The organism is Paraburkholderia sp. AV2 (assembly GCF_054968425.1).
The window spans coordinates 1-11,264 of the sequence record NZ_JBANLK010000048.1; the positions used below are offsets into that span (position 1 = coordinate 1).

Genomic DNA, 11,264 nt, shown 5'->3' on the forward strand with positions numbered 1-11,264 from the left:
CCGTTTCCGAAACGGCGACAAGCATTCCCCGAAGCCTGCTGAACACAAGCCGGTAGCAATGGTTATTCAATTTTCTTGTACCTGTGATGCTGGACGAAGCCCTGCCGGTTTGCAGGACGTTTCCCAGTGACGTCACACGAGGCCAGACACGGCATCGGAACTGGAAGCGCGCTTTGCACGCACAGGCATGCTTACCCAATCCCTAATTAACGACTGTCAACTATTGCCAGGATTCGTCGTTAAAACCACACTTCGTTAAATGCTTTATGCGCCTTGTCGGTAAAACCGGCTTCGACCGATTACGCAGATAACGCTGCAATCTGGCCGATCGCGATCGGGCGATCTCGCCCGATGAGCCCGACGAAATCCGGCCGGATAGTGCGGCATGCTAGCGGTGCGTCCCATGTGCGCGCGCCGCTCGCGTTTGCGCGGCCTTTTTCGCCGCGGCCGAGCGTCCCGCCGCGCCCTTGGTCTGCGCGGCCTTCTTCGCGGCGGCCGAACGGCTGCTGGCCGGCCGGCGCGCGGCTGCGCTCTTCGCCTGCTTCGACATGGCCTTTTTCGAGGCGCCTGCCGGACTCTCACGCTTCAGTGCGGCCGTGGTCGCGCGCGAGCGTTGGGTCTTCGATTCGGAACTGGCGCGGGCCGGCTTCCGGCCCTGGCCCGCAACCGCATCCTTGCCGGCTTTTCTGCGCGTCGCTTCGCGGGTCTTGCCCTGCGCCGGCGGCTTCAGATCGACGCCGGCCCGGCGTGCCTCGGAAAGGCCGATCGCCACCGCCTGGCTGGCGGAACGCACGCCGTGCTTGCCGGCCCGCACGCGTTCGACTTCTTCCTTGACGAATTCTCCAGCCTGCGTGCTGGCCGACTTGCCGGCGCGCTTGTCGGCGCGCGCACGCTCGATGGTCTTTTGCTCGGGCATTTTCGTTCTCCCAGGTAAGTGTCGGGACATCTTGCATTTGCGCAATAGCCGTACCGCGCAGGTCCAGGTCGTGCCGAGCACTTCGTTTGCGATCAGCGCTTCGTTTCTGGAGCGTCCGGGTCGTCGCGCAGGCCGCGCATGTCGAGCACGGCGGGATCGTCCCAGTAGGGCTGGGTGCCGTAGTATGCGTGCAGCGTCGTGGCCCAGCTCAGGTCGGCCATGGTGGGCCACTGGTCCTTGTCGAATCCCGGCGCTTCCTTCACGCGTTCGGACGAAACACTGAGCAAAAAGCACTTGCGGCTCGTATCGAGCGTAAGCGCGCTCCACGGTATGGCGAGGAGCTTGTTGCCAATGCCGAGAAAGCCGCCGCTCGCCATCACGGCATAAGCGATGCGGCCGCCCTGCACGTCGAGCATGATCTCCTTGATCTTGCCGACTTCTTCTCCCTCCGAACTCAGCACGCGGTCGCTGTCGAGCGTGCTGGCCGCCATGACGTTCGGCCCCGGCCCGGCGGCCGTGGCACTGCCTTTGCCGACGATGCGCGCGCCGGTTCCTGCTTGCGTGGAGGTATGAGAGGTAACAGACATGATGGACTCCTGATCGGTTGGATGGCCCCTCATGGGCAGCAACGCGCGCGCCTGACGCGAGTTAGCGGGGTCTCGCGATGCGTGGCCTTGTGCGGATCTTTACGTGCGTGGCCGACAGCAGGCGAGTGGCGTTACCGGAAGGGGGCGCACAGGCGGTCGAGGGGCAGGACGAGCAGCACGGTCCCGCTGAATGCCAGGCCGAACGTGAAAGCGGCGGCCGAGGCCACACTGCACCAGGCCACGAACCGGATCGCATCGCCGCGCCGCGGCGCGAGCGAGACGATCTGGCGTAACGCGCGTCCCGCCGCGACCACCAGCGCGAGGCAGGCACCGAACGCCAGCACCGAGGCAATGGTGACGAAGCGCTCGAGTTCGTCCCATGGAAGCGCGTTGTGTTGCGTGATGCCGCCGGAGCAGGCCGTCGAGACGAGCTTTATGCTCACGAGCAGGTGCAGTAGCCAGATGAGCGGCGCGGCGAAGAGCGCAGTCCAGATGATCGCCCGCTGCAGCCGGGTGGGATCGCGGGGGGAGGGGGAAGCGGGCAGGCTCATCGTCGGTCGGCGGAATGATGGCTCGTCGCCATGGCTGGAGTTCCTGTCGGCAAATCTCGCTCTCGATCATACGCGCCTATCGCGGACTGCCCGATGGTGCCCGCCTGGCCCGACGCGACGTGGACAGGTCGGGTCACCTGGCCGGCCTGCATGAAAGGCCGGTGGAAGTGCAACTGTACCGTGCAACGCATCTCCCATGCCCGGGGCCCATTCCGGTAGTCCGGCAGCGCGACCTGACCGCAGGTACGAGCGATGCGAACCGCCATGTCGGGCAGGTTCATCGTCACGCGCGGACCGCCGTGCCCGCACCGTGCGGCCTCTCGCCCGAGGCCACGTTACCGAAGGAGAGTTCCATGAATTCTGCCAAACCCCATTCGCCTGCTGGCTCCGCCACGACGCCCCCTGTCGAAGGCACGCCGCCACGATCCGACGCGAAGCCCGCGCGGGGTTATCCCGGCTCGTTCGATCAGCCGGAGCCGCGGCCGGAGGCGATGCCCGCCGAAGGCGGTCCGCATCCTGAGCAGACCGCCGAGGTGCCGCTCGGCATGCACGGGCACCCGGAGCCGCCCGGCGCACGCGGGCACAACAGTCCGCCCATACGTAGGAAGCCCGGCGACAAATGCACGCAATAGGCCCACATAACCGCCACGCGCAGCCACATCGAGCGATGCGCTGAGGAGTGCGGATCATGCCGGAAGAGACCGCGTGGTTCCTGCTGGTTGGCGTGCTGCCGATGTTCGTCGCGCTCGACGCCATCGTGATTACCGTTGAGGGACTTTGCGGACCACCGAGGGCGACGAGGGCGCCGTTGCAACGATGACGTGTAATGACTGCAACGGCGAGCATCTCAGGGCCAATCGTCCGATGGTAAGCGCGTCTGTCTGCGCTCGTAATCACCTCACGCGCCGCTGCGAGATGTCTTCCAGCGTATTGGCCACGCTCTGGCGCTGCTGGCCGTCGCAGCGCGTGGCGATATCGGCGAGCGAAAGCGTCCCGACCAGTTCGCGCGCGTGGTTGACGACCGGCACGCGGCGCACCTGCGCCTCGCCCATGCGGCGCTGCACGACGTCGAGGTCGTCGTCCTCGTAGCAGCACTGTACGTCGGAACTGGCCACGCGCGCCACGGGCTCCATCGGCTCGTAGCCGGCGGTCAGGGCGCGCACCGCGAGATCGCGGTCGGTCACCATGCCGACGACATGATCGCCGTCGCAGATGGGCAGCGCGCCGATGTCGTGCCGGCGCATGAGTTGCGCAGCGTGCCGGATCGTGGATTCCGGCGTCACGCGCACGACGTTGCGCGACATGATTTCGTAGACCTGGGTCATGGGTTCCTCCTCTTTCGTGTGCAAGCGCGCAAGCATAGGAGCATCGGCCGTTCCGCGCTTCGCCTTAAGCCGCATCAGAGACGGGCATGGCAGTTGCACGTCCGGTCCTCACGTGCGCGGCCGCGCCGCGACGCTGCTGCCAGGGAGGGCTCGATGGAACGTTTCAACGACAAAGTTGTGATCGTGACCGGTGCGGGCTCGGGCATCGGCGCCGCCACCGCACGCCGCTTCGCCGCAGCGGGCGCCGCCGTGGTGCTCGCGGGCCGCACGCCCGCGAAGCTGCGCCACGTGGCCGCCGGGTTGACGGAAAGCCGTGCGCTCGTTCATCCCGCGGACGTGAGCGATGCGGGCGAGGTGCTGGCGCTCGTCGACGCCACTATTGCGCGTTTCGGCCGCATCGACGTGCTCGTCAATAACGCGGGCATCGCCTCGATGGGGGCGATCGACGAAGCGCCGCTCGAAGACTGGGACCGCGTCATGGCGACCAACGTGAGCGGGGTGCTCTATTGCATGCGAGCGGCTGCACCGTTTCTCAAGGCGACGAAGGGTTGCATCGTCAATGTGTCTTCGGTGTCGGGCCTGGGCGGCGACTGGGGCATGAGCTTTTACAACGCGGCCAAGGGGGCGGTCACGAATCTCACCCGTGCGGCAGCGCTCGATTTCGCGCCGGCGGGCGTGCGCGTGAATGCGGTGTGCCCCTCGCTGACGCGTTCGGATCTCACCGGGGATCTGCTCGACGATGAAGCCCTGATGGCGCGCTTTCGCGAGCGCATTCCGCTTGGCCGCCATGCCGAGCCCGAGGAGGTCGCAGCCGTGATTGCGTTTCTCGCGAGCGACGACGCGCGTTTCATCACGGGCGCGAATATTCCCGTGGATGGCGGATTGGGCGCGTCGAACGGGCAGCCGCGTCTGGCCTGAACGCATTCGTCAGAGGTACGAGAATTGCTGTGCGGGCGCGGATTCCACCACGGGCCGCCATGCGTCCCCTACAAGATGATTTCAAAGGCAACCGTTCTGGCTCTTCTTGGCGCCGCCTGTCTTGGTGCGGGCTGCGCGCATATCGGCCCGGATCACCTGCGCGCCGACCAGGTGGACTACGCGCGGGCACTCGGCGATGCCAAAAAGCGGCAGATCCTCGCCACGATCGTGGGGCTGCGCTATGGCGACGCCCCGGCCTTCCTCACGGTCAGCTCGGTCATTGCCGCGTATCAGTTCGATTCGAGCGCGGGCGCAACGGGCAACATTGGTTCGGGATCCGAACCGAACTACGCCATGGCGACGGGCAGCGTCTCGTATGGCAACCACCCCACGTTCACGTTCGCGCCGACTACCGGCGAAGCCTACGCTTCCGCCTATATCCGGCCGCTTGCGCCGGAACTCGTGTTGCCGCTCGCCGAAGGAGGCATTCCGATCGATCTGCTGCTGCGCATGACGGCGCAATCGATCGGCGGCTTGCAGAACGGCAGCGCGCTAGGCGGCGAGAACAGCGCCGGCGCCCCCGGTTTCTTCGAGTTGCTGCGCGTGTTCCGGCGCCTGCAACTGGCGGGCGAGTTGAGCCTGGAGTCTCGCGACGACAAAGGCAAGCCGAGCGTCTGGCTCGCGATCGGCGCCGAGCAGAGCGCCAGCACGCACGAGGTGGCAGCCGATCTGGCGCGCGTGCGCCAGTTGCTGCATCTGTCGGCGGCCACGCGCACCTACGAGATCGTCTATGGACCGTCCTCCGGCGGCGGGACGCGCATTCCGATGGTGACGCGTTCGGTGCTCGGCATCCTGACGGACCTCGGCGCGCAGGTGGAGGTGCCCGACGAGCAGGTGAGCAATGGATCGACGAAGGCGACCGTCGGCCTCATCGGCGGCGAAACGCGGCCGACCATCATCGTCCATGCCGGCAGGAAACCGGGCGCGGATCCGTATGTCGCCGTCGACTACGACGGCACGGCCTACTGGGTGGAGCGCGACGACTTCGACTCGAAATACGCGTTCACGGTATTGCAGAACCTGATGGCGCTCGCGGAATCCGATACGAGCGCGAAGGCGCCGGTGCTGACGATTCCGGCGAATTAAGGGGTCGTTTGCAGCCGGCCCTGCAGCCTGCCCGTTCCGGCGGCGGATTGCCCCTATTCGTGCGGGTCGCCCTGGACTTCGCGCTCCAGACTGATGATCGCGTCCGTGCGCTCGCCGTGGCGGCTTTCCACGACCACGTAGCCCTGCACCACCACGCGGTAGCCCGGCAGCGCCGCGATATGCGGCACGGCGCGCACGGTGCGGCTGTCGAAGCCACCGAGCCCGTCCGACGCGACGGAGACGTGGTTCTCCATCGTCGCATTGGAGGTGACGACGTTGTCGTGCCGTTCCCTCACGTCGCGACGCGCTTCGAGCGTCTTGCCGTCGGCGTCGACGGAGCTGTTGCTCGCCGCCGTTCCCGCTACTTCGACGGTGAGAATTCTGCGGCTCGCAATGGCGAGGGGATCCAGCGACGCGAAGCCGGCGGGGTGGTCGGCATCGGCTTCCGGCGGGGTGTTCCGGTTGTGCTCGGAATGCGGCATGTTGGCCTCCATGAGTGAGATCACATCGATGCGCATCGCGCGTTCCAACCGCCTGGCCGCCCTCATTTCACGTTCGTGCGGCTGCGTGCGGTACGGCTTTCGTCGACGGGTTTCACCGTTCGCGTGGGATCGAAGTCCGACCATTGACCATGTTGCCAGAGGCCGGACGCTTCTTCGATGTCCTGACCGTTGGCTTCGCGCAGGATGCTCACCACGCGCGGCTGCTCGGCGGGGCTGACGTGGACGGCGACGAGCACGCCGGACTCGCGCTCATGCGGACCTGCCGTAACGGCAGGCTCGTTCTCCTTGCCTCCGCCTCGTGTCATCAGCATCGCACCCGCCAGCGAGCCGACATAGGCGCCCACTGCGGTCGCCACGATCAGGACCAGCAGCGAATGAAAGAACAGGAGCGTCAGGATGCCGGCTATGAGCATCCCCACCACGGCGCCGATGCCGCCGCCGCCCGTTGCCCCGATGCCGGCGGGTCGCGCCTGTGTGTCGGCGTATTCGTCGCCGCCAATCGGGTAGCGCGCATGCTGGCCGCTGGGATTGACGTAGAACTCGGCGACGTCTTCGTCGACGAAGCCGTGGGTCAACAGCCGCCGTTTTGCCGAGTCGGCAGCGGCGAATGTCGTAAACCGTGCTGCGATGATCTGGGACATGGCTTCCTCCGTTTTGCAGTCGGCGATTGGGGATCGACGCCAGTGAAGCGACGCGTCGATCGATCTGCCTGCTGTCGCGCAAGTGCCGTTCCGACCATGTCGTGGAAAGCTCGTGGAAAGCGATGCGGACGCTTCGGCACGGCATCACGCGCCGGTAATCGGCCAGTCGGCCGCGCCGCCGCTTCGGTCCGCCGCGAGCAGCATGCGGACCACGCCGCTGTGCAGGATGACGGGTTTCCCGCCGTTGCGTTCGAGTGCCTGCGCGCAGATCGCTTCGATGCGGTCGCGCGCCTGAGAGAAGGCGTCGAGCAGCCAGGTCGCGCGGAGCACTCGCGAGGGCGTCGGCAGGATGCGCGCCTGGGCCGCCGGTCACGTTGGCTTCACGGCACGGCTTCCTGCCGCGACGTTAATCCGGCGCCCCGAGTACGCTCATTTGCCAGCCGTCATGTCGCGCGAGATCGTCGAGCATCGAAAAATGCGTGCAGCCGGGCACATGCACGAGCCCGACAGGTTCACGTGCCGCTTCGCACGCGAGCGCGTAGTCGGTCGAATGGCGCACCAGTTCCGCAAGCTCATTTGCGCCGACCGCGAGCACCATCGGCGCGCCGTGGCCGATATGCCTCAGCGGACTGTAGTCGTTGATCTCGCGCGCGCTCAGTTTCAACTTTTCGTCGAGCCAGCAGAGGCTGATCGGTTCGAGGTCGACGAGCGCGCTGATCGCGAGCACCTTCGAAACGGCCGGATGCGCGCGATAGATCGCGCTCAGATGCCCGCCCGCGGAATGCCCGCTCAGACACAGCGGGCGCCCTGCGATGCCGGCTCCGGCGCGGTCGGCGGCCAGGTGGTCGAGCAGCAGACCGATTTCCGCCACGATTTCGGTCATGCTGGCTTCCGGGGCGAGCGTATATTCCGCAAGCGCCACGTTATAGCCGCGCGCGATCGGACCCGAGGCGACGAACGCGAAGTCCTCTTTCACGCAGTTCTGCCAGTACCCGCCGTGAATGAAAACGAAGGTTGGCGCGTCCGGCCGGTCACAGGGGATCCAGTCATAACGCTGGCGCGGCCGCCCGCCGTATCGCAGATCGCGTTGGCAGGGCACGGCTTCGTAGAGCTTGCGGCTGCGCGCCTGGAAGTCGGCCAGCACGCCCGCGAAGTCGGCGACGGCTTTCGTGTTGTTGTAGGCCATGTCGAGCGTGTCTCGATCCATGCCTCGATAGATGGCTTGCGTCATCGTCTCCTCTCGTCCTCTGTGGTCGGATCGCCGTTTGCGGCCACGGCATGCAGCGTATTTTATGATCGGGCCGCAAACCCGCGCTAAACCGACGTGTGCCCGGCGTAAAACTGTCCGAAGTGGCGCGCGGCGAAGAGGGAAATCAACAGCCCGCCCAGGCCGGCGGCCGCCACATGCGAGGTAGCGTGAAGATCGAAAGACCCGACGCGGCAGATCAGCAGGTAACCTGTGGCGAGATTAAAGGCCCCCCACAGAACATTGACCGTCGGCGAGGACCGTCCCTTGCCGGGGGGATTGGCGAACGGACTCTGAAATGGCCGCCCCATCGTTCCGCTCACGAGATGAGGTATGGCATTGGCGAGAAAGACCCCGCCGAAAAAGTAAGCAATATGGTGTGCCCATTCCATTAGCAAGGTTCCTCATTGAGTGTTCCGGACCATCGACCGCGGCTCCATGCCGTGCGGCTTGCACAAGCGAAATTTGACAGTAACACTTAACAGTTTATCTGGCAAGTTTGACTGATGATAAGGACGTGCGCGACGGCTGCGCGGAAGCCGTCGCTTCGTGCAGCCGTCCCGGCAGGAAATGGGGGCTTTGTGCTTTCCCGGCGGAAAGCCTTCAAACGCGCGTGGGTGCGACGGCGGTGCGGGGCCGCAAGGCCGTCATGATCAGGTACGTGCCGCCGCCGATCGCGACACCGAAGAACCACCCATAGGTGTTCCACCAGACCGGCAGCAGGCTGGTGAGATTGGGCAGAAACGTGGAAAAGAGGCTGCCGAGCGCGACGGCGACGAGGGCGTTGACGTTCCAGCCGCCTTCGTAACGGTACTCGCCGTATTCTTCGTAGAGCGCCGCGACGTTGACGTTCCCTTTGGCCACCAGATAGTAGTCCGCAAGGATGATGCCGAGCAGCGGGCCCATCGTGGCGCCAATAGCGTTGACGAAGTGCGCGGCATTGCCTTCCCACGGGGCGAACGGGTAGAGCACGAGCGCGATGATCGCCGCAACGTAGCCGCCTTTGCGGAAGCTGATCTGCTTCGGGAACGTGTTGGAAATGTCGAAGGCCGCCGAGACGAAATTGGCCACCACGTTGATGCCGAGCGTGGCGACCGCGAAAGTCAGCGCCGCGATGAGCGCCAATACCCAGCTATCGAACCGGGCCGAGATCTGCTCCGGGTGGAGCAGCACTTCGCCATAAACCCGGTAGGCGGCGAGGGTGGTGATGCCGGCGACCAGCGAAAAGGCAATCAGGTTGACCGGCAGGCCCCACAGATTGCCTTTCTTCACGGCGTCGCGGTTTTTCGCATAGCGCGAAAAGTCGCAGAAATTGAGGTACAGCGCTGCGAAATAGGTGATCCAGGTGGCGCCCACCGCCATCAGCGCCCAGAATGAGCCCGGCTTGCCGCTCACGCCGACGTCTTTGGTCTTGTCGAGCAGCACATCGGTCGGAATGCCGCTCGCGAACGAGAAGCCGCCCGCTTTCACGCACAGGCCGACCGAGAGGATCAGCATGGCCACCCACACGGCCGGTCCCGCCCAGTCCTGGAACCGGCGCACCGTCTCCATGCCCTTTTGTATGATGAACAACTGCAGCACCCAGATGACCACGTAGCAGATCACCTCCAGTGCCGAATGGCCGAGCAACTGCGTGCCCTTGTGGAACGCGAGAAGGCTGTCGTTGCGGATCAGCAGCGCGACCACTGCGCCCGAAGCCGCCGCCGTTTGCGCGCCGTACCAGAAGCAGGCCACCACGGCTCGCACCAGCGCGGCCAGGTTGGCGCCCCAGATGCCGAAGGAGGCGCGTGCGAGTACCGGATAGGGCACGCCGGTCTTTTCGCCGGCATAGCCGATCAGGTTCATGAGCGCGAAGATCACGAGCGAGCCGATGCCGATCGCGAGGATGAAGTTGACGAAGCTCCCACATAGCAGGAACAGGCTGGCGGCGAGGTAGTAGCCCCAGAGGCTGTGCACGTCCGAGGTCCAGACGTTGAAGATGCTGAAGGCCCCCCAGTTGCGCGTCTGCGCCGGCGCGAGGTCTTCGTTGTAGAGGCCGGGGGAGGGATCGCGGAGGTCCATCTGTTGCTCCTTTGCACGCGCGGAAAAGAAGAAACACGACCGGACATGCCCAGATGGAGACGCTCCGCCACTGAGGCCTGCTGGTTTGCAGGCATTCTATGCTGTCAAAAACGCTCGCGCATGCCAATGGTGGCGGCGATCTGGGTTTGCGTGGACGACGGGCCACCCGCACCGTCGATGAACGCGACGTAGTTGTGCCCCGAAACCTTCTGGAACATGGTTTCGAAGTAGACGTCCGTATGTTTCGACAAGGTGTACACGGTCTGGAAATCCGCGGACTGCCAGTGCGGATTGCTGCCGTAGGTCTTCGTATCGGAAACGCTGCCGTCCGTATACGTATAGGTCAGTCCGACCGAGACACGCGAGGTCACGGTGAACATCGCATTCGCTTCGTAGTTGTTGAAACGCACCGTGCCGTCCGCGCTGCCGAACGAATCGCTGCCTTCGAACGCGCTTTGCGTATAAGCGAGCCCTAGCCGGGCAATACCGATCCCGTAGTTGACGGCGCCGCCGAAAGTCCGCTGTGTCTGCGCGCCGAGCTGGAAGCCGGCTTTGGCTTCGTACGACGACTCCGCGGTATCGACGGCGCCCGTGGTGTTGGTGGAGCTGGATCCATTGACCTGCATGTACCCGGCGGCGACATCCAGCGGACCGTTCGTGTATCTCGCGCCCGCGCTGTAGGCCCGGTTCGCGGCGAACTCCGTCGTGTTCGAGAACGCGTAGGCACCCCCGAAGCTCAAGCCGGACAGATCCGGGCTTGCGTACTTGACGGCGTTGTTGAACGCGAACGAGTGGACGAGGTTGTCGTTGTCGAACGGATGGGCGAAGCCGGTACTGCCGAAGGTATCCGCCTGGGCGGTCAGCGGTCTCAGGTAGTCGACGATGGAATCGTACTGGCGACCGAGCGAGAGCGAGCCGCTGTTGACACCCCCGATACCGACGAAGGCCGAGCGCCCGAACAGCCGGTTGTCCTGCCCGAGCTTGCCGTTCGTGACGTTGAAGCCGTTTTCGAGGTCGAAGAACGAGTTGATCCCGCCGCCCAGGTCTTCCTGGCCGCGAACGCCGAAACGCGATCCGTTGATCGTGCCGCTCGTCGCTTGCCAGAGCGGCCCATGGGCGCCCCCGCTCGAGACGTTGTTCGTATACATGAGCCCCGCGTCGATCAGCCCGTAGAGTGTCACGGAGCTTTGTGCGTGCGCGGCGCTGGCCCAGGCAAGAAGCAGGGCGGCGGGCACGGGTAGTAATTTTTTCATTGAGTTTCCCAAGGTCTCGACTGCACGATCAGCAGGCAGCCGAGTGTAGGGAAACGCCCCTAATTGCCGAACCAAGCAGTTTGAAAAAGCATTCCCGCGGCAATGCAAAGTAAGCGG

Annotated in this window: 16 protein-coding genes; 4 read left to right on the forward strand and 12 right to left on the reverse strand. The window is 65.0% G+C overall.

The window, feature by feature from the left end:
• The 4 genes from V8683_RS25505 to V8683_RS25520 form a co-directional block, all read right to left on the reverse strand.
• Positions 1–136 (reverse strand): ESPR-type extended signal peptide-containing protein (locus V8683_RS25505; protein WP_462880687.1); only part of this gene is annotated, 136 nt, incomplete at its 3' end.
• 252 nt (positions 137–388) lie between these two features.
• A complete protein-coding gene (locus V8683_RS25510; protein ID WP_411193126.1) occupies positions 389–916 on the reverse strand; it encodes a DUF6496 domain-containing protein in 528 nt (175 codons plus the stop codon).
• Between the two features lie 92 nt (positions 917–1,008).
• Complete coding sequence (locus V8683_RS25515) at positions 1,009–1,503, reverse strand: PRC-barrel domain-containing protein (RefSeq protein WP_411193125.1); 495 nt, start codon at positions 1,501–1,503, stop codon at positions 1,009–1,011.
• Positions 1,504–1,634: 131 nt separating this feature from the next.
• On the reverse strand, positions 1,635–2,054 hold the full coding sequence (locus V8683_RS25520) for a hypothetical protein (RefSeq protein ID WP_411193124.1): 420 nt from the start codon (positions 2,052–2,054) through the stop codon (positions 1,635–1,637).
• Positions 2,055–2,407: 353 nt separating this feature from the next.
• On the opposite strand from V8683_RS25520, the gene V8683_RS25525 reads away from it, so the two are divergent.
• The gene (locus V8683_RS25525) at positions 2,408–2,686 is read left to right on the forward strand and encodes a hypothetical protein (RefSeq protein ID WP_411193123.1); all 279 of its coding nucleotides are present in this window, start codon (positions 2,408–2,410) and stop codon (positions 2,684–2,686) included.
• A 56-nt stretch (positions 2,687–2,742) separates the two neighbouring features.
• On the forward strand, positions 2,743–2,874 hold the full coding sequence (locus tag V8683_RS25530; protein WP_411193122.1) for a hypothetical protein: 132 nt from the start codon (positions 2,743–2,745) through the stop codon (positions 2,872–2,874).
• A gap of 73 nt (positions 2,875–2,947) precedes the next feature.
• On the opposite strand, the gene V8683_RS25535 is transcribed toward V8683_RS25530, so the two are convergent.
• A complete protein-coding gene (locus V8683_RS25535) occupies positions 2,948–3,379 on the reverse strand; it encodes a CBS domain-containing protein (protein WP_411193121.1) in 432 nt (143 codons plus the stop codon).
• Between the two features lie 153 nt (positions 3,380–3,532).
• Here V8683_RS25535 and budC point away from each other — a divergent pair, with 153 nt between their 5' ends.
• Together budC and V8683_RS25545 are read left to right on the forward strand one after the other, a co-directional pair.
• Entirely contained in the window at positions 3,533–4,297 is a 765-nt protein-coding gene (budC, locus tag V8683_RS25540; RefSeq protein ID WP_411193120.1) for a meso-2,3-butanediol dehydrogenase, read from the forward strand.
• 75 nt (positions 4,298–4,372) lie between these two features.
• Entirely contained in the window at positions 4,373–5,443 is a 1,071-nt protein-coding gene (locus tag V8683_RS25545) for a hypothetical protein (protein WP_411193119.1), read from the forward strand.
• A 53-nt stretch (positions 5,444–5,496) separates the two neighbouring features.
• Here V8683_RS25545 and V8683_RS25550 read toward each other — a convergent pair whose 3' ends face one another.
• The 7 genes from V8683_RS25550 to V8683_RS25580 all read right to left on the reverse strand — a co-directional run bounded on the left by V8683_RS25550 (position 5,497) and on the right by V8683_RS25580 (position 11,147).
• Entirely contained in the window at positions 5,497–5,925 is a 429-nt protein-coding gene (locus V8683_RS25550; protein WP_411193118.1) for a DUF3005 domain-containing protein, read from the reverse strand.
• A 62-nt stretch (positions 5,926–5,987) separates the two neighbouring features.
• Entirely contained in the window at positions 5,988–6,587 is a 600-nt protein-coding gene (locus V8683_RS25555; protein WP_411193117.1) for a hypothetical protein, read from the reverse strand.
• Between the two features lie 144 nt (positions 6,588–6,731).
• On the reverse strand, positions 6,732–6,917 hold the full coding sequence (locus V8683_RS25560; protein WP_411193116.1) for a hypothetical protein: 186 nt from the start codon (positions 6,915–6,917) through the stop codon (positions 6,732–6,734).
• Between the two features lie 76 nt (positions 6,918–6,993).
• Positions 6,994–7,818 (reverse strand): alpha/beta hydrolase, encoded by an 825-nt coding sequence (locus V8683_RS25565; protein WP_411193115.1) that lies wholly within the window; start codon positions 7,816–7,818, stop codon positions 6,994–6,996.
• An 83-nt stretch (positions 7,819–7,901) separates the two neighbouring features.
• Positions 7,902–8,225, reverse strand: a complete 324-nt coding sequence (locus V8683_RS25570; RefSeq protein ID WP_411193114.1) for a hypothetical protein — start codon at positions 8,223–8,225, stop codon at positions 7,902–7,904.
• Between the two features lie 211 nt (positions 8,226–8,436).
• A complete protein-coding gene (locus V8683_RS25575; protein ID WP_411193113.1) occupies positions 8,437–9,894 on the reverse strand; it encodes an NCS1 family nucleobase:cation symporter-1 in 1,458 nt (485 codons plus the stop codon).
• 104 nt (positions 9,895–9,998) lie between these two features.
• On the reverse strand, positions 9,999–11,147 hold the full coding sequence (locus V8683_RS25580; RefSeq protein ID WP_411193112.1) for a porin: 1,149 nt from the start codon (positions 11,145–11,147) through the stop codon (positions 9,999–10,001).
• Positions 11,148–11,264 lie beyond the last annotated feature (117 nt).